Annotated in this window: 15 protein-coding genes; 3 read left to right on the top strand and 12 right to left on the bottom strand. The window is 58.6% G+C overall.

Features of this window, described 5'->3' with window-relative positions:
• Positions 1-20: 20 nt before the first annotated feature.
• Together ABRP84_RS10350 and ABRP84_RS10355 are read right to left on the bottom strand one after the other, a co-directional pair.
• Positions 21-2,564: a DEAD/DEAH box helicase gene (locus ABRP84_RS10350; protein WP_349853675.1), complete on the bottom strand. Its 2,544-nt coding sequence runs from the start codon at positions 2,562-2,564 to the stop codon at positions 21-23.
• Positions 2,565-2,598: 34 nt separating this feature from the next.
• Positions 2,599-3,615: a proteasome assembly chaperone family protein gene (locus ABRP84_RS10355; RefSeq protein WP_349853676.1), complete on the bottom strand. Its 1,017-nt coding sequence runs from the start codon at positions 3,613-3,615 to the stop codon at positions 2,599-2,601.
• A gap of 260 nt (positions 3,616-3,875) precedes the next feature.
• Between ABRP84_RS10355 and ABRP84_RS10360 the strand changes: the two genes are divergently transcribed.
• Complete coding sequence (locus ABRP84_RS10360) at positions 3,876-4,961, top strand: DUF4192 domain-containing protein (RefSeq protein WP_232208509.1); 1,086 nt, start codon at positions 3,876-3,878, stop codon at positions 4,959-4,961.
• Positions 4,962-4,970: 9 nt separating this feature from the next.
• Here ABRP84_RS10360 and galE read toward each other — a convergent pair whose 3' ends face one another.
• The 9 genes from galE to ABRP84_RS10405 form a co-directional block, all read right to left on the bottom strand.
• Positions 4,971-5,954 (bottom strand): UDP-glucose 4-epimerase GalE, encoded by a 984-nt coding sequence (galE, locus tag ABRP84_RS10365; protein ID WP_023022687.1) that lies wholly within the window; start codon positions 5,952-5,954, stop codon positions 4,971-4,973.
• A 3-nt stretch (positions 5,955-5,957) separates the two neighbouring features.
• Positions 5,958-6,635: a metal-dependent transcriptional regulator gene (locus tag ABRP84_RS10370; RefSeq protein WP_349853678.1), complete on the bottom strand. Its 678-nt coding sequence runs from the start codon at positions 6,633-6,635 to the stop codon at positions 5,958-5,960.
• Between the two features lie 234 nt (positions 6,636-6,869).
• The gene (locus ABRP84_RS10375) at positions 6,870-7,883 is read right to left on the bottom strand and encodes a sigma-70 family RNA polymerase sigma factor (RefSeq protein WP_023022683.1); all 1,014 of its coding nucleotides are present in this window, start codon (positions 7,881-7,883) and stop codon (positions 6,870-6,872) included.
• Between the two features lie 193 nt (positions 7,884-8,076).
• Positions 8,077-8,841: a helix-turn-helix transcriptional regulator gene (locus tag ABRP84_RS10380; RefSeq protein WP_411702265.1), complete on the bottom strand. Its 765-nt coding sequence runs from the start codon at positions 8,839-8,841 to the stop codon at positions 8,077-8,079.
• A gap of 129 nt (positions 8,842-8,970) precedes the next feature.
• Positions 8,971-10,344, bottom strand: a complete 1,374-nt coding sequence (locus ABRP84_RS10385) for an L-serine ammonia-lyase (protein WP_023022679.1) — start codon at positions 10,342-10,344, stop codon at positions 8,971-8,973.
• A gap of 37 nt (positions 10,345-10,381) precedes the next feature.
• Positions 10,382-11,776, bottom strand: a complete 1,395-nt coding sequence (locus tag ABRP84_RS10390; RefSeq protein ID WP_349853682.1) for an aromatic amino acid transport family protein — start codon at positions 11,774-11,776, stop codon at positions 10,382-10,384.
• Between the two features lie 360 nt (positions 11,777-12,136).
• Positions 12,137-12,580, bottom strand: a complete 444-nt coding sequence (gene dtd / locus ABRP84_RS10395) for a D-aminoacyl-tRNA deacylase (protein WP_349853684.1) — start codon at positions 12,578-12,580, stop codon at positions 12,137-12,139.
• 41 nt (positions 12,581-12,621) lie between these two features.
• Positions 12,622-14,199 carry a DUF7782 domain-containing protein gene (locus tag ABRP84_RS10400; RefSeq protein ID WP_349853685.1) on the bottom strand — a complete coding sequence of 526 codons (1,578 nt, stop codon included), beginning with the start codon at positions 14,197-14,199 and terminating at the stop codon, positions 12,622-12,624.
• Between the two features lie 39 nt (positions 14,200-14,238).
• Positions 14,239-14,622, bottom strand: a complete 384-nt coding sequence (locus ABRP84_RS10405) for a DUF3099 domain-containing protein (RefSeq protein WP_237799478.1) — start codon at positions 14,620-14,622, stop codon at positions 14,239-14,241.
• Positions 14,623-14,760: 138 nt separating this feature from the next.
• Between ABRP84_RS10405 and ABRP84_RS10410 the strand changes: the two genes are divergently transcribed.
• Both ABRP84_RS10410 and ABRP84_RS10415 read left to right on the top strand, forming a co-directional pair.
• Positions 14,761-15,012, top strand: a complete 252-nt coding sequence (locus tag ABRP84_RS10410; protein ID WP_349853686.1) for a DUF3039 domain-containing protein — start codon at positions 14,761-14,763, stop codon at positions 15,010-15,012.
• Positions 15,009-16,772, top strand: a complete 1,764-nt coding sequence (locus ABRP84_RS10415) for a DEAD/DEAH box helicase (RefSeq protein ID WP_349853688.1) — start codon at positions 15,009-15,011, stop codon at positions 16,770-16,772. Before ABRP84_RS10410 ends, ABRP84_RS10415 begins: the two co-directional genes overlap by 4 nt.
• A gap of 148 nt (positions 16,773-16,920) precedes the next feature.
• On the opposite strand, the gene ABRP84_RS10420 is transcribed toward ABRP84_RS10415, so the two are convergent.
• Entirely contained in the window at positions 16,921-18,399 is a 1,479-nt protein-coding gene (locus ABRP84_RS10420; RefSeq protein ID WP_349853690.1) for an RNA polymerase sigma factor, read from the bottom strand.
• Positions 18,400-18,420: the final 21 nt, after the last annotated feature.

Genomic DNA, 18,420 nt, shown 5'->3' on the forward strand with positions numbered 1-18,420 from the left:
TTTACCCAGCCCGCACGCGCCTAATACTCAACGCGCAGCTCTGAGAGGCGGACCTCACCGGCTTCATCAGAGGCGTCCAGATCGACGGTAGCGACGAATTGATAGGCGCGATCGCCTGCCGGATCCTTAATGATTTGCCGCACGGGCCAGCTGCGGGAGCTTGATTCCTCCAACCGGAAGTACTCTGGTCCGCGCGCCTCAGGGCCGGTATCAATATCGTCGTATTCGTCGAAGTAGTCATCCAAGACGGCACCAAAATCGGGAATTTCGTCCAGATAATCCAATACCTCGGCGAGGCGATCTTCTTCCTCCAACGCGAAGAGCTGCGCGAGGCGGAACATGTAATTGCGCACCATAATGCCAAAGGCGCGGCGGTTGGCGGTAAGCGCAGTAGGGTCTTCGACGCCGAAGGCTAGCTCTCGGTCGAGCGTATCTTGATCGATGGGGGAGTCTTCGCCGGCCATCTGCGCCCATTCATCGACAAGCGAGGAATCCACCTGGCGGATAAGTTCGCCTAACCAGATAATGATGTCTTCAATTTGGGGCGTCGTATATTCATCGGGGATGGACTGCTTCAGAGTCCGCCACGCGTCGGTGAGGTAGCGAAGGATAACGCCCTCAGACCGGGCTAAGCCGTAGGTGGCGACCAAATCCGAGAAGGTCATGGCGTTTTCCACCATGTCGCGCACCACGGATTTGGGCCGCAGCTCGAATTCCTTTACCCACGCATTGGTCTCCGCAAAGGTATCGTAGGCCTGCTCAAGCAGCTCCTCTAGCGGCTTGGGCCAGGTGATATCCTCCACGATATTCATGCGGTCGGTATAGTCCACCCCGTCCGCCTTGAGTGCGGCAATTTCTTCCCCGCGTCGTTTCTTCTGCTGGGCTTGTAGGACCTGCCGGGGATCATCGAGGATGGCCTCAAAGACCGAGATCACATCAAGGTGATAGCTCTCCGCCTCCGGGTCCAAGAGGGAGAGCGCGGCCAATGCAAAGGGGCCAAGGGGCTGGTTCAGGGCAAAGTCACGCGGCAACTCCCGCACGAGGTGGTAGGGGCGGCCGTAGATATCGAGCCCCTTCGTGGATTTTTGGACCACACCGGAATCTACCAATCCGCGGAAGAGGTCGAGGGCGGTGAGGATGTCCTTGTTCTGCTTGCTGCGGGGATCATGATTATCGCGCAAGAGGTGGCGCATATGCGCATAACCATCGCCGTGGCGGGCTAAGACATTGAGCAGCATCGAATTCGAGACCCGGAATTGCGAGGTCAACTGCTCCGGTTCTGCTTCTGTCAGCCGCGCAAACGTCTTCTCGGACCACGAGACTTCGCCCTCGCGTGCGGATTTCTTCTTGAGCTTTTTCAGCCGCTTCGGGTCATCGCCAATGCGCCTGCGGGCCTTGGCATTTTCAATCTCGTGCTCAGGGGCCTCGACGACGACGGTGCCTTCCGTGTCATAGCCCGCGCGCCCAGCCCTCCCTGCAATCTGGTGGAATTCGCGGGACTTCAAGATGCGCTGGCGTTGCCCATCAAACTTGGCCAGGCCGGTCATCAAGACGGTGCGGATGGGCACGTTGATGCCTACGCCCAAGGTATCGGTGCCGCAAATAACCTTGAGGAGGCCGCGCTGCGCGAGGCGCTCCACAAGTCGCCGGTACTTGGGCAGCATTCCCGCATGGTGGATGCCAATGCCCTTGCGAAGCAACTTTGAGAGATCCTTGCCAAAGGCGGTGGTAAACCTGAATCCGCCGATTTCTTCAGCGATTTCCGCTTTTTCCTCTTTGCTAATGATGCCAGAAAGCGAGGTCAGGGCTTGGGCCCGCTCGGCCGCCTCGCGCTGGGAAAAGTGCACAACGTAAATGGGGGCCTTGTTATCGGCGAGCAGCTCTTCGATAGTTTCGTGTACCGCGCTGAAAACATAAGAAAAATCCAGCGGCACCGGGCGGGTAGAGCCGGCCACCAGATTAGTCTCGCGCCCCGTGCGGCGGGTGAGGTCTTCTTGCAGCCAGTCGGTATCACCGAGCGTGGCCGACATCAAGAGGAATTGCGCCTTGGGCAGTTCCAAGAGCGGCACCTGCCATGCCCAGCCGCGGTCAGGATCGGAGTAGTAGTGGAATTCATCCATGACTACCTGGTCGATGTTGGCCTCGGCGCCATCGCGAAGCGCGATATTGGCAACGATCTCAGCGGTGGCGGCGATGATGGGGGCATTGCCGTTTACGGTGGCATCGCCAGTCATCATGCCCACGTTCTCTGCGCCGAAGATTTCACACAGCGCAAAGAACTTCTCGCTTACCAGCGCCTTAATGGGCGCGGTATAAAAACTCCGCTGCCCGCGGGCGAGGGCGATGAAATGTGCGGCGTTGGCCACCATGGACTTGCCCGAACCCGTAGGGGTCGCGAGGATGACATTATCTCCGGCCAGGATGCCGAGCGAGGCCTCCTCTTGCGCGGGATATAGATTGATTCCCTTGCTGGCGGTCCACGAGTTAAAAGTATCCCAAATGGCCTCATCGATGAGGGACTCGGGGACTTCCGTTAAATCTGGCAGCTGTTGAGATAAGTTCACCCCCACCACCTTAGCGGCGATGGGGGCGGGTTCGTTAGATATCGTCGCCTAAGTCTCTGTCATCGTCATCAGCAGAGTCTTCGCGGTCATCAATATCGGTATGGATAATCTCTTCGCTATCGGCCTCATCGAGCGAGGCGAGGAAGGCCTCGAATTCTTCGCTGATTTCCTCAGCGCTGGGCACGGCTTCCTCGCCCGGCATGATGGCCTGCGGGTGCTCCTGACGGTAGCGTTCCATGAAGGCATCGTACTGCTGCTCCAATTGCTGGACCACGCCCTCAATCTCTTCCGAGCCATTGACCTGCTCATCCAGCTGGCCCTCGACGCGGGAAATATCCGCCTCGATGCTGCCCAGCGGAATATTCAGCCGGGCGGCCTTAGCCACGGAGTCAAGGAGCTCCAGGGTCGCCTGCGGGTACGGGGACGCGGCCAAGTAATGCGGCACGTGCGCGGTATAGCCCGCTACCGTCCGGCCCTTATCCGCCAAGGCCTTTTCTATATAGAGCGCCGCGGCACCAGGAACCATCATCGTCGAATCCATCTTGACCATGCCTTCCGTCAGGCGGGAGGTAGTACCGTGCGCGGTGACCACGGTGGGGCGGGTGTGCGGCACGGGCATCGGCGCGGCGTAGAGCATGATGGTGTCTTCAATATCGAATTTCTCCACCAGCTTCACTACCGCCGTGGTAAACGCTTCCCAGCGCATATCCGGCTCTGGGCCAGACAGAAGAAGGAAAGACTTGCCGGAATTATCCCGGAGGACCTTCAAACCCAAATCCATGGGTTCTACCTCTAGGGCCCGGTCATTATCGATGGTGATGGCGGGGCGGCGGGAGCGGTAATCGATGAGCTCATCAGAGTTAAAGGAGGCTAGCTGGCGGTTTTCCAGCGCGGCCTTGAGATGATCGGCGCTCGACTCAATGGCCTGGCCTGCATCGGCATAGCCGTGCATGGCAACAATCATGGTGGGGCCTTTTCCTTCACCGGAATTGTCCTTAACCACCGGAGCGGGGTACTCCAATTCGTACATGCTGCGCTCTTCTTCGTGCATGATGTGTTACCTCCTTGGTCTCTTAATCTAGATCAACGACCGCCAGGACCGCACTATTCCCACACGCACTCAGTTCAGTGTTCGCGGAGTAGTTAAATAACCCATTATGCCCTAACGAGGAAACCCGCGCTAGGCCCGGTGCGGTGGGCCTGTGCATAACTGCTTGCCGATGCCCCTTTCCGCCCACCTTATCCACAGATTTCGGCCCTCTGCCTGTGATGGGCTTTCGGTACTTGCCGCAGGCCCCGAAGCTAGAAGCCATGAAGATCACAACACCACAAAAGCCCATCCGTACACCCGGCGATATCCTTGCCAATATTCCAGGAATCCTCGGATTCTTCCCAGCAGAATCAATCGTCCTCATCTCCATCGAACCAACCCCAGAAGGCCGCACCATGGGGCCAGTCGCGCGCGTAGACCTTTCCGATGTCCCCGCAGCCCTCGCAGAGATCATGAGCGCCTTTCACTGCGGTAATCCCGAAGTCGTTCTAGGCTTTATTATCTCTCAGCGCGAGGAAGTAGAGCTCTGGGAGATGATCGAGGCGCTCTACCACTTCGAAGATGACAGGGGCACCGGAATTGATGCCTGCTGGCTGGTGGAAGAAATCGCCACATCCACCGCCTACGACCTCGTATTCGGCTTTAGCACTGGGAACGGGAAGGGCCCGATGAAAGCCTGGACCGAAGGGACCATTCCCGCTATTTCCACCAGCTCTTCCATGCGCGCCTGCGTAGAAAACGGCACTTTGCCGGAGCTTTCCCGAGACGAACTGGTGCAGCAATTCGCCCCGCATAACCCGAACTTCGGCCAAGAAGAAATCGTGTCCATGCGGCGCTGCGCCGAGGAATTGTCCCGGCAGATGCGCGCCGGCCACGGCTACGGCACAACGGATCCAACCCGGGTGGTTCAGCATCTCATCGCGGATGTGCAGTATGTATTAAGCGAGGTAGAAACCCTGGAAGAGACCCTGGATAACGAAGAATTACTTTGCGTCGGAGCAATGTGGATGTCGACGACGTGGATGCGCGACTTGGTCATCCGGGACCTCGTCGAATCCCCGCACGCGGCCGGTACCTTGCTCCTAGCCACGGCGCGCACCTTTGGCGGCACCATCCGTTATAACGCGCTGGCGTTATTTGCAGCGACCCAGGTGGCGCAGAAATTCGGGCTCTATGCCGGCCCAGCGCTTACCGTCGCCCTCGATGAGGCACCGGGTCACAATTTGAGCCAGCTCATTGCCCAAGCCTATCGCAGCGGAATGGGGGAACGCCTCATTACCAGCCTGAGCCGCGGTTGCGACGCGGCGCGGGAGGCAGCGGGGATTGATGCCGATGGCTTTGTGTAGCCCCGCGTTTTAGCGCCGCGCCGAATGCGCCCGGTCGCCCAATTGCCGAGTGAAATTCCACGCGTCGGTCACGATGGTTTCCAAGTCGGTGCGCTGAGGATTCCAGTCCAGCTCCCGCTTGATCTTGTCTGAGGACGCAATCAGCGTGGCTGGATCTCCGGCGCGGCGCGGGGCGATCTCCGCCGGAATCTCGTGGCCGGTGACTTTCCGGCACATCTCGATGACCTGCTTGACGGAATATCCCTCGCCGGAACCCAAGTTATAGATCCGGTGGGTGCCGGGGGCATTGCTGTGGAGGGCAAGCACGTGGGCATCGGCAAGATCGCGGATATGGATGTAGTCGCGCACCGGCGTGCCATCCGGGGTATCCCAATCCGTGCCAAACATGAAAATCTTATCGCGGTGCCCCAGAGCAACCTGCAGCACAATGGGGATGAGGTGGGTTTCAATCTCGCGGTTTTCGCCGATGGAGCCGTAGGCACCAGCGACGTTGAAATAGCGCAGGGACGTTGCCGCGAGCCCAAAGGCTTGTGCAAAAGAGGTAATCATGTAGTCGATAGCCAATTTGCTAGCGCCATAGGGATTCGTGGGCTGGGTCGGCATGTTCTCAGTAATAGGGACCTGCTCCGGTTCGCCGTAGGTGGCTGCGGTAGAAGAAAAGACGAGGCTTTTGACATCGTTATCGCGCATGGCGTTGAGCAAGCGCAGCGTGGTCACGACGTTGTGCTGCCAATATTCGTCCGGCTTTTCCACGGATTCACCGACGAGCGAGCGGGCGGCGAAGTGGAGGACGCCCTCGAAGCCGCCTTCGCCCAGTACTTCTGCAGCCTTGTCGGCCACATCGCCTTCTACCACGCGGGCTGCGGGCGGCACGGCATCCCGGTTTCCCGTGGAAAAGTTATCGATGATGGTGACGTCGTGGCCTTGCTCAACGAGGACTGCGGAGCACACGCTGCCGACATAGCCGGCACCGCCAGTAACCAAAAGCTTCATGGCCTAGACCTCCACGCGCACGGCGTGTGCGAGATCATCTGACAAGGTGATGACCTTTCCCGAGGGAGTGGTAAGCGAAATCGTACCGCCATTATTGACCACGGTGACCTCGGTACCGATCCGGATTCCAGCCTCAGCAAGGTCCCGGAAGGTAGCCTCATCTACCTGCAGGATCTCATTGATCTGGATAATCTTGGCGGATTTTTCTTCGCCATCGGGGAGATCGATAGCCCGCGTCCCAATTGATGGTTCGGGGACCTGGAAGCCCAGTTGCGCCAGCGCCGGAATGGGGTTACCAAAAGGCGAGCGGCTGGGGTCATCGAGGACCGATACCATGCGCTTTTCTACCTCTTCGCTCATTACGTGCTCCCAGCGGCAGGCCTCATCGTGGACCTTGCTGATATCGAGCCCGAGGACATCAGTAAGCAAACGCTCCGCGAGTCGGTGCTTGCGCATAACCGCCGTGGCCAATTCGCGTCCCTTTTCGGTTAGATCCAAGCTCCTGTCCGAACGAACGTGGAGGAGGCCATCGCGCTCCATGCGAGCAACGGTTTGGGATACGGTAGGTCCGGACTGCTCTAGGCGTTCCGCAATCCGGGCGCGCAGGGGAGTGATGCTTTCTTCTTCCAATTCATAAATGGTCCGAAGGTACATCTCAGTAGTATCAACGAGGTCCCTCACGTGGGCATACCTTTCTTTGAAAACAGTAATGCGTGCCGTGCGCAAAGCAGACAGCGCTTTTTACATTCTGTATCCAGACTAGCTTAAGTTGCCCTAAGTTTGCTGGAGAGATTTTAAGGAGACGAGTTTACGCTCGCCGCTTGCATAGAGAACGCGACCTCGAAAGCGCACTGGGAAAATTCTCGGCGGCACAGTCGAGGTCGCGATTAAAGAAGGTTCAGGAGGCGAAGAGTTCTATTGCGCGTACTCGCGGAGGCGATCGGCGCGGTTGCCATCGCGCAACTTCGCCATGACCTCACGCTCGATTTGGCGTACGCGTTCGCGGGAGAGCCCGAACCGGCGACCAATCTGGTCAAGGGTGCGTGGCACGCCGTCATCCAAGCCGTAGCGCAGGCGGATGACGTCCTGCTCGCGCTTTTCTAGCGTATCGATGACACCGCGGATATCGGAGTGGCGCATAGAGGCCACGACGGCGGTCTCAGCATCGGTAGCCTCAGCATCTTCGATGAAGTCGCCCAATGGGGCTTCCTCGTCAGTGCCGACAGGCATGTCGAGTGAGACGGGATCGCGGGACTGGCGCAGCAGCATCTCGATCTTGTCCTCATCGATGCCAGATTCCTCGGACAGTTCCTCATTGGTCGCCTCGCGGCCCAAGGACTGATACATCTCGCGCTTGATGCGGGAAAGCTTATTTACCTGTTCCACAAGGTGGACTGGGAGGCGGATAGTGCGCGACTGATCTGCCATGCCGCGGGTAATGGCCTGACGGATCCACCACGTGGCGTAGGTGGAAAACTTAAAGCCCTTGGCGTAATCGAACTTTTCCATAGCGCGGATAAGGCCAAGGTTGCCCTCTTGAATGAGGTCCAATAGCGGCATTCCGCGGCCGGTGTAACGCTTGGCCAAGGAGACTACGAGGCGCAGGTTTGCCTCCAGCAGGTGGGAGCGGGCCTTCTTGCCCTCGCGGGCCAAGATCTTCAGGTCGCGCTTTTCTGCACGGGTCAGCTTCTCCGCGTTATTGAGCTTGTACTCTGCATACAGGCCCACCTCAATGGTTTGCGCGAGTTCAACCTCGTCCTCAGCACTGAGCAGGGCGGTCTTGCCGATTCCGTTGAGGTAGACACGTACCAAGTCAGCGGAGGGGTTGTCATTGGTTTGATTGCGGCGAGACCCGCGGTCTACTTCCTGTTCCTCATCAGTAGTGGCAGTCGAAGTGCCATTGGCGGTGTTGGCAGATGGATTCGTCATCTTTTCAGCCTCCTGAAATTGTCGCCTGTTTCAAGAAGTACAACGGTGTGAGAACGCAATTAGTTCCCACGGATCCTGAAATGTTTAAAACGGCGACGTGCCGGGCGCTTTGCTCCACCTTTTTGGGGGCGTCGGCAAGCGCATGCGCCACGTGGATGCAAGAAGTTTGCCATGTCCACGTGGCGGGGGAGTTTTAGCCGCGGACTTGTACGAGGTAGCGATATACCGTGGGTTCAGATACGCCGAGCCTTGCGGCCGCGGCGGCGATGCCACCCTTGAGCAGGAAGAAGCCAGCGTCTTCAAGGGAAGCGATGACTTCGAGCCGTTCGTTGCGCTGCATCGCCTCGACCGGAGTGGAGTGCGTGGAAATCGCGGAATCCAGCATGGAGTCCAGAAGGTGCTCGACGTTGGAACGCAGTGATTCGCTATAGGGCGCTTCCGGCTTTTTATTCGCCGTCGCTTCAGATGCCGGAGTTTTTGGCGGTGTGGTGGTGTCGGGGTAGCCACCGAAGGCCTTCGCCTTATCGATGGCCGGTTCGGTGCCACCGATCATCGCGTTAGCGGCATCGCGGATTTGGATCAGCTCGGATAATTCCACATTGATACAAAGCATGCCGCGCATATGGCCGGTGGTATCGCGCAGGAAATAGCTTGAGGAGCGGCACACTTTCCCCTCGCCATTGACCGCGCGGTATCCCGTCATCATTGGAACGGCCGCCGCGTCGCCCTGTTTCATGAACCAGAGGGCAAAGTCTGTGACCGGGCCGCCTAGTTCGCGTCCAGAGATGTGGCCGTTGGCAATGGCGATGATGGATTTATCGGGTACATCGAGATCATGAAGCACGATTTCGGTGTTAGGGCCCATGGCCTGACCGAGGAAATCGACGAGTGGTATGTACTGCTCGAGGAAGTTTTCTTCGGGGGCATGGCTGCTAGAAAGGTTCATTAGCTGAAGCATGTCCTTATAATTCCTGTCAGATTATTGATAAGGTACCACAAAGTAACGACAAAAGGAGGCGAGTAACCGGCCGTGGCCAAGTACTCACCTCCTTATATGGCGCTCTTTCCGGAGCCTAGGGTGCCGACATTAACCACATACCGGAATGGGCGGGTGCACCGCTAGGGCGAGGCCGCCTTGTGAGGTTTCCCGGTATTTGGCGTTGATGTCCTTACCGGTGTTGTACATAGTCCAGATGACCTCATCGAGGCTGACACATGGCTTGCTTTCGCGGTCCAAGGCCATGCGTGCGCTGGTAATGGCGTCTACCGCAGCCACGGCATTGCGCTCGATGCAGGGGACTTGCACTTGGCCTAGGACCGGGTCGCAGGTCAGGCCCAATTTGTGTTCCATGCCGATTTCAGCCGCGACGCAGACCTGTTCCGGTGTTGCCCCCATCAGTTGGGCCAGCCCGGCCGCTGCCATGGAGCAGGCGACGCCAATTTCTCCTTGGCAGCCTACTTCCGCACCGGAAATGGAGGCGTTCATCTTGTAGAGCGCGGCGATGTGGTTGCAGGCGAAGATATAGTCCGCGAACATGCTCGGGGTAACTGGCTCGACGAATTCATCGAAATAGGCCAGTACCGCAGGCACGACGCCGCATGCGCCGTTAGTAGGTGCGGTGACGACGCGGCCACAGGCGGCATTTTCCTCCGAAATGGCCAGGGCAAACATGTGTACCCAACTCAAAATGTTGAGGCCATCGTGGGGGTCGGATTGTTCCAGCCTGCGCTTCAGGGCTGCGGCGCGGCGCGGTACGAGCAGGGCACCGGGCAGCGGGCCATCGGTTGTGGAGCCGCGCTTGATGCCGGTGTACATGACATCGCGGACCTTGCGCAGGTGCTCGTCGATGTCCCCCTCGCTGCGCAGCGCCTTTTCATTGGCCCTGCCGAGCTCCGGGAGCGTCATATTATTGGTTTCACACAGCGCCAGTAATTCTTCCGCGCTGGCATAAGCGAATGGGATGTCAACGGTATCTCGGGTGCGCATGGCGAAGTCTTCTTGCTTGACGATGAACCCGCCACCCACTGAGTAGTAGGTCTTGTGCAAGATGTCTTCCTCGCCGGCAAAGGCGATAAGGCACATGCCGTTTTCGTGCATGGGGAGGTATTCATCGTGGAAGTAGAATCCGCCGTCTTTGGGGAAGCTCACCTTGTGCGTACCACCGAGAAGCAGCGTTTCGCTCTGGCTGACCTCTTTCATGAAGGCGGAGATGCCGTCGATATCGACGGTTTCTGGTTCTTCGCCGGCCAGTCCCAACAGGATGGCTTTATCGGTGGAGTGGCCCACACCGGTCAAAGACAGGGAGCCGTAGACATTGGCTTGGACGCGGGTGACCTTATCCATGAGGTCTTTTTCTTTGAGCTCGTCAACGAAGGCCTTGCCGGCTTTCATTGGCCCAAGGGTGTGTGAGCTTGAGGGGCCGATGCCGATCTTGAACATATCGAAGATGCTGATGAACATGGTTTTCTCCTGGAAAATCCTGAGAAGCAAGTGCTGCTTAGAAAGCCTGCACGATGGAGTAGATGATGGTGGCGAGGGCAATAAGACCCATGATGAACACGAAGTAGTTGGAGGCCTTGCCCTTAAAGCGGGCGAGTGCTGGAACCTTGTGGATGGCAATCATCGGGATGAGGAACAGCATGATGGCGATGGTCGGGCCGCAGAGGGTTTCAATCATGCCGAGGATGGAAGGATCTGCCCAGGCAACGAGCCATGCGGTTACCAGCATGAAGACAAGCGTGATGGTGTCGAGCTTGTGGCTGGATTCTGCGTCATCTTTATTGGCATTCTTGCTGCCTTTGACCAGGAGGCCCTCGAAGCCTTCTGCAGCGCCGAGGTAGTGACCTAAGAAGGACTTGGCTACGGCAATCATGGCGATGATAGGGGCAATCCACTGGATGACGGGGCTATCAAAGTGGTTGGCCAGGTAAGACAAGATGGTGATGTTTTGTTCCTTGGCCTCGGCCATATCCGCAGGCGATAGGCTGAGCGCGCAGGAGAAGACGAAGAACATCACGACGGCGACCATGAGGATTTCCGCGCGGAGCAATATCTTGCGGGACTTGTATTCCGCGTACTTGCCGTAGGTTTGGCGGCGGTCAACGGCGAAGGAAGAAATCATGGGCGAGTGGTTGAAGGAAAAGACCATGACTGGGACTAGGAGCATCAAGGTAATGCCCATGCCGTGGCCGGAGGCTTCGCGCGCGACGTCGAGGTCGAAGCTATCAAAGAGTGCGGTATTCCACTTGGGGATGAGGTACAGCGAGAGTAGGACTAGGATGCCGATGAACGGGTAGACCAAGTAGGACATGACGTGGACGACCACGCTTTTGCCCATGCGTACGACGAGGATGAGGCCGCCTACGAGAACCAGCGAGGTAAGCCACCGATCCGGTGAGGTGATGCCTAATTGGTGTTCCAAAAAGGAATTGACCGTGTTGGTGATGGTTACCGAGTACACCAACAGGATGGGGTAGACGGAGAGGAAGTAGAGGATATTCATCAGCACGCCGGCTTTAACACCGAAGTGTTCCTCCACGACGTCGGTGAGATCGCCATCTGGCTTTGAGCTTGATAGGACCAGGCGGGTCATGCCGCGGTGGGCCCAGTAGGTCATCGGCAAGGCGACGACGGTCATAATAAGAAGCGGGATGATGCCGCCGATGCCAGCGTTGATAGGGAGGAAGAGCACGCCGGCTCCAATGGCGGTGCCGAATAGGGAGAGCATCCAAACGGTGTCTTCTTTGTTCCACGCTGGGGCGCCTTCTTGGCCCGCAAATGGGGTTTCTATGCCGTCAGCGGGTGGCTTTTCTTCTGCGGGTAATTGTTCCGGATTTTGCGCGCCGTGTTCTGGATTTTCGACGGGTCCGTGGCGCAAGAGCTTGTGGGACATTTTCTTTCCTCCTCTGCATGGGGTTGCCCGAAGCTAGAGGGCTCCTGTCACCCTGGAGTGAGAAAATATTTTCTCTCACCAGCGTGCGCGGGCAAGGGTCTGAAATTAAATTCTCAGCTTGTATCCAGCCCATTCGCTTCGTTACGTGTTAAGTATAAGCCCGCGGTAATGTCACGTGATAATAATTTATTACATTTGGGTTGGGTAAATTATCACTCTGAAAAAGCTTGCGCAGCGCCCAGTCATATGCATTGTTGAACAATATCGGCCTCTTTGCGAGCTAGATCATAGAAAATCGCTGGTGTGAGTGGGCGCTCGTGCAGGTAAACGCCGGATGAAGAGAAAACGTGTGAGAGGAAATTAGGTCTCGACCAAAACCGTGAACGGGCCTTCGTTGACGGAAGATACGCGCATCATAGCCCCGAATTGGCCTGCCTCCACCGCGATATTGCGCTCGCGGAGGCGCTCGATGATGTACTCGATGACCGGCTCGGCCTCTTCTCCTGGGGCCGCATCGGCCCACGATGGGCGCCGCCCCTTGGCGGTGCGGCCATACAGCGTGAACTGGCTGACAACCAATACCGGCGCTCCGGCATCGGCAACCGATACTTCACCTTCCAGGATGCGCAGCTCCGCTATCTTGCGGGCCATCTTTTCTGCACGCGGTTTCCAATCGGCTAAATCCTCCCGGGAGACACCGACGAGGGCTAAAAGCCCGCCCGTTTCAGGGCAGTCGATGGCGCCGACGGTCTCGCCCGCGACGGTGACAGCTGCTTCGGATACGCGGGTTAGAACTGCGCGCATGCCTGTATCTTCCTTTCCTGACTATTCGGTGCTCTTCAGTGTTATTCAGTGTGGGCAGCCGGGGAAGCATCGTCCTCGAGCAGCAGATCGGCCGGGATGAGCAGGCCATGGCGAACCATATCGATAATGGCGGGAAGCGCGGCCGCGGTCAGTTCTGCCTCATCGAAGTCGTGCGCTACCGCATACAGGCCAACGGTCTCTCCAAGGTTAAGCCCGTGGGGAGATAGGCCAGCTACGATTGCTGCCAAGTGTTCATCGACTTCGTGGCTCCACCGGGGACCATCGGTACGCGTCAGGCGGATAACCGCCCGGTTAAAGCCTTGTTTATTATCGGTATCGGCCACGCTGACTTCTTCCTTGGCTACCTGAGGGCGCACCCGGAAGTGCTTTCCCTCCAGCTCACCAGGAACCAAGTCGCGCAGCCATGCCACGCGAGCGAAGTATTCTTCCACCTCGGGTCCCAATGGGTCACTAAAGTGCTGCGGCATTTCCTCGGCCAAGATATCGGAGGGCGCGTCTTCGGCGATCTTTTGGATGGCGACGAATCCGAACCCGATACCCGTGACATCGTGGTCGTGGAAATGATTCAGCCAGGCCGTGGAGCGGGCCTTGCCCTCATCGCTGCGCACATCCAACGATTCATCCTTGAGCCACGTGGATACGTAAAGGGAGGGATCGGCGATATCGCGCTGAATGATCCAGGCGGCGATACCCTTATCCGGCAACCACGAGGCCACGCGCTGCTGCCAGGTCTGCCCACTGGTATGTACCCAGGCGGCGAGCAAATGCGCGGTTCCGCCCGGGGTGAGGTGATCCACTGCCTGGGATACCACCAATTCGCTGGCCCCATCCAAGTTCAGCCCAGAATCGCGGTAGACATGGCCCACCTCGGGAAGCCCGACGACGAACGGGGGATTGGCAACGATGCGGTCGAAGGTGCACCCCGCAACGGGCTCGAACCACGAGCCCTCTACAAGCTCTACCTCGGTGCTAGACCCCGCGGCCGCGACGGTCGCACCGGCCAAATCAAGCGCGCGCCGGTGGACGTCTGTTGCCGTAATGCTGTGCGCGCTCTCGAGCTGCCCCAGCAGTTGCACGCCGGAGCCGGTACCCAAATCGAGCACCGTTGATACCGGGCTTACCGGCGTCGATTGCAAAAGCGAGAGGCTTGCCGCCCCGACGCCCAACACGTGATCCGCGCCGGGGACGTGGTCCACCAGCGAGGCATCGACATCGGAAAAGACGAGGCGGTTGGAGCCAACGATGATATGGGGCTGGATATTGAGGGCGATGTAGATGCTGCCGCGATCATCGGAAAGCGCCACGCCGGCATCCAGGAGCTTGGCGGCAAGGCGGGCCCCGAGGGCATCGGCAAGCAGCGTGGCAGGCAAATGTTCATGCAGTAGGAAGAAACGAATGAGCGTATCCAGCTGGGTATTACCCGCGGTTCCGCGCGCCACCGCGGCAGGCTCACCACGGTAGAGCGCCTCCGTAAGCTCTGGGCCCAAATGCCCCGCTAAACCATCGGTAGTAAAACCGGCCTGCGAAAAAGCCTCCGCTAACTCTGGGGCAAGATCGCGCAGCGCGGCGGCGTCGAAATTAGGGCCAAAGGACGTCATGCTGGGAGAAGTTCCTTTCCAGTCGTGCTGATGATGCGGCTAGTCGGAGGCTGCATCGTCATGGTCAATAACGGAATGCTGAGATTCGATTGCCTTGGAGCCGCCGCGGGAAATCTGTTGGTTCTGATACTGCGAATATAGCTGACGATTCATCGCGGGTTTATAGACATTTTTATCCCGCTTGTCCTTCTTCTCACCGCGGCTATTGCCAATGACCACGGCAATCCACGGCAAGGGAAAAGTCACGCCCACGATAATCGCCGCGAGTAACCACCAATGCAGGTACAAAAAGACCCCGGCAATGAGCAGCGATGGCACGCGCAAGAATTGGAAAAAGCCGTACCACAGCTCCCTGCGCCTGCGATCTTGTGCGGGCGAGAGCTTGGCATCCGTGATGAGAAAACGTTCCTTTTTGCCAAACACTTAAACTACGCACCTCCCTGGAGCCCGCCGCGTAACCCTACAACAGGGGACGGGAAAGCCGGCGTTGGCGTGCGTAGAGTGTGCATGTTCTCCAAGGGTAGACGCATGACTCGCAAAGTTCGATGCTGATGCGGCAAAATGGGGTGCGTGACTACGACTACGAAGACAATTGAACGGCCAGATATTCGTGAAGACACTTCGACGACGGATGATGACACGCCGAAGTTCTTCCACTACGTCAAGAAGGATCAGATTCTTGATTCCGCGGTCAACGGCAAGTACGTCGTTGCCCTGTGCGGTGAGACCTTCCCGGTAACCAAACAGGCAAAGCCGGGCTCGCCGGTCTGCCCCGATTGCGAACGCGTTTTTAAGGGTCTTCGCCGCAAGTGAGGACGTTTAAGAAGACGAACCTCCGCGCGTGGCAGCAATCAGCCCTCGATAAATTCCTCGCCACCAAGCCACAAGATTTTATGGCCGTGGCGACCCCCGGTGCGGGTAAAACCACCTTTGCTCTGCGCATCGCAACGGAGCTCATGGAAGACCGCACGGTAGAGCGCGTCATCGTCGTGGTACCTACCGAGCACCTGAAGACGCAGTGGTCTGCCGCCGCCGCGCGGGTGGGCTTGGCCTTGGATCCTGCCTTCACGAATTCCTCTGCTGTTAACCCCAGCATGGATGGCATCGTGGTGACCTATGCCCAAGTGGGCATGCATCCCTTCAAACACCGCGCCGTTGCTTCCGCGCGGCGCACGCTCGTGATCTTGGACGAGATTCACCACGCCGGCGATGCCAAAAGCTGGGGCGATGGCGTCAAGGAGGCCTACGACGACGTCAACCACCGCCTCGCGCTGACCGGTACGCCGTTTCGCTCCGATGAATCGCCCATCCCCTTTGTGCGCTATGAGGACGATGGGGAAGGACACAAGGTCTCGCGCGCCGACCACACCTACGATTACGGCGATGCGCTTGCCGATGGCGTCGTGCGCCCCGTCGTCTTCCTGTCCTACTCCGGCGAGGCGCGCTGGCGGGACTCCGCCGGGGAGGAGCACTCCGCGCGCCTGGGTGACATCATGAACGTGGAACAGACCGCGCGCGCCTGGCGAACCGCGCTCGACCCCAAGGGCGAATGGATCCCCGCCGTGCTGCAGGCGGCGCATACCCGCTTGATGCAGATGCGGCGCAATATGCCGGATGCCGGCGGGCTCGTGCTCGCTTCCGATACGACCACCGCCCGCGCCTACGCGAAAATCCTCAAGCAACTCTCCGATACCCCGGTCTCGGTCATTTTGTCCGATGACCCAGGCTCCTCGGACCGCATTCAAGAATTTGCGGACTCCACCGATGAATGGATGGTTGCCGTACGCATGGTGTCTGAGGGCGTCGACGTGCCCCGCCTCGCGGTGGGCGTCTACGCCACGTCCGCGTCGACCCCCTTGTTCTTCGCCCAGGCAATCGGCCGCTTCGTGCGCTCCCGCATGCCTGGCGAAACCGCCTCGGTATTCCTTCCCTCCGTCCCCGTGCTCCTCGGCCTTGCAGAGCACATGGAAAAATCCCGCGACCACGTCTTGGGCAAAGAAAAGACGGAGAAAGAAGGCTGGGACGACGAGCTACTCGAGCAAGCAAACCAGAAAAAGCCCGAACCAGATATGTTGGAAAAGTCTTATGAGTCCTTAGGCGCCGAAGCCGAATTCTCTGGCCTGCTCTATAACGGCTCGCAGTTTAATACCGGCGATATGACCTCTGATGAGGAAGCCGACTTCCTCGGCATCCCCGGGCTCCTCGACGCCGACCAGGTCAAAGACCTCTTGCGCAAGAAGCAATCCGAGGAAATGGACCGCCGCGAGGCCGAGGAAAAGGCGCGCCGGGCCGCCGAGGCAGAAGAGGCCCACCGCCGCAAGATTTACGGCATGGGTCATGCGCCTGCCGCGAAGCAGCAAGAGTCCGATGCCGCGGAGGATACAGGCGTAGTGGATGAGCTCGGCGCGCTGCGCAAGGAGCTCAATACCGTGGTTTCCATCGCCGCGCAGAGTTCTGGCCGGCCGCACGGTGCCATCCACACCGAGGTCCGCAAGGCCTGCGGTGGGCCGCCCACGGCCTTATGCAGCGCGGATCAACTGCGCGAGCGCATCAATTACCTGCGCAAGTGGTAGCACGATTCCTTGTTAGCCGCTGGCTGGTCTGCCAGCCGGCTGGCGCCGCGTCGCTTTCGCCGCGCCAGGCCCGCAGGAGGGAAGCAGGCACTTAAAAGGCCGCACCATGGTGGTGCGGCCTTCATTTTGTGCAGGGCGGGCGAGTTATCTAGTCGAGGTAATCGCGCAATACCTGCGAACGAGAGGGGTGGCGCAACTTCGACATTGTCTTAGACTCGATCTGGCGGATACGCTCGCGGGTAACGCCGTAGACCTGGCCGATCTCGTCTAAAGTGCGCGGCATGCCATCGGTAAGCCCGAAGCGCAGGCGCACGACGCCGGCTTCGCGCTCGGACAACGTCGTCAGCACGTCCTGGAGCTGGTCCTGCAGCAAGGTGAAGGACACGGCATCGACGGCGATGACGGCCTCAGAGTCCTCGATGAAGTCACCCAATTGGGAATCGCCCTCATCACCGATGGTCTGGTCCAGCGAGATGGGCTCACGCGCATACTGCTGAATCTCCATCACCTTTTCTTCGGTGATGTCCATTTCCTTCGCGAGCTCCTGCGGGGTGGGCTCGCGGCCCAAGTCCTGCAGCAGCTCGCGCTGGATGCGGCCCAGCTTGTTGATGACTTCCACCATGTGCACCGGGATGCGGATGGTGCGGGCCTGGTCAGCCATGGCGCGGGTAATAGCCTGGCGAATCCACCACGTGGCGTAGGTAGAGAACTTATAGCCCTTGGTGTAGTCGAACTTTTCCACCGCACGGATAAGGCCCAAGTTGCCTTCCTGAATAAGGTCCAAGAAAGCCATGCCGCGGCCGGTGTAGCGCTTGGCCAAGGAGACCACCAGGCGAAGGTTGGCCTCCAACAGGTGGTTTTTAGCCTTGCGCCCGTCCCTTGCGATGCTGCGCAAGTCGCGCTTTTCCATGGGGGAGAGCTTGGCAGCCTTATCGCCCTCCGCGCGAGCCTTTTCCATCTCGTCCATGCGGTGCTGCGCGTACAGACCGGCCTCAATGCGCTTTGCCAAAGAGACCTCCTGCTCCGCATTAAGCAGGGCAACCTTACCGATCTGCTTAAGGTACGCACGCACGGAGTCGGCGGAGGCGGTCAGCTGTGCATCCTTGCGCGCCTGGCGCAGGGCGACGGATTCTTCCTCGTCCCAGACTGAGGACGTATCTTCTGCTTCTTCCTCGTCTTCTTCTTCGCCCAACTCTTCCTGAATATCGTCTTCATCCAGGTCAGTAGGGGCATCGAATTCATCTTCTTCGATGTCCTCGTGGGTTGGGTCGAAGTCGGCGTCATCCGCAGGGGCGTCTTGCTCAACGGCGTCGAGCTGATCCTCTGCGTCCTCAGCTTCCGATGGTGCTTTGTCCGCAGAGTTTGCGGGGGAGTCTTGCGGTTCCGCCGCAGAGGCTCGCACGGTTTTCTTGACAGCTTTCTTGGCTGATTTCTTTGCCGACTTCTTGGCGGTCTTCTTAGCCGTTTTCTTGGCAGTCTTTTTCGCCGTCTTCTTAGCTGTCTTCTTGGCGGTTTTCTTCGCCGTTTTCTTTGCCGTCTTTTTGGCGGTCTTCTTTGCAGGAGTAGATGCCTCGACTGACTTGTCGTCCTCGCCGAGTGCCTGGTCTGAAGAATCAGTGGCTGCCACGTACGCCCTTTCGACTTACTA

Source organism: Corynebacterium sp. KPL2861, assembly GCF_040225475.1.
In the GTDB taxonomy this organism is placed as follows: Bacteria; Actinomycetota; Actinomycetes; order Mycobacteriales; family Mycobacteriaceae; genus Corynebacterium.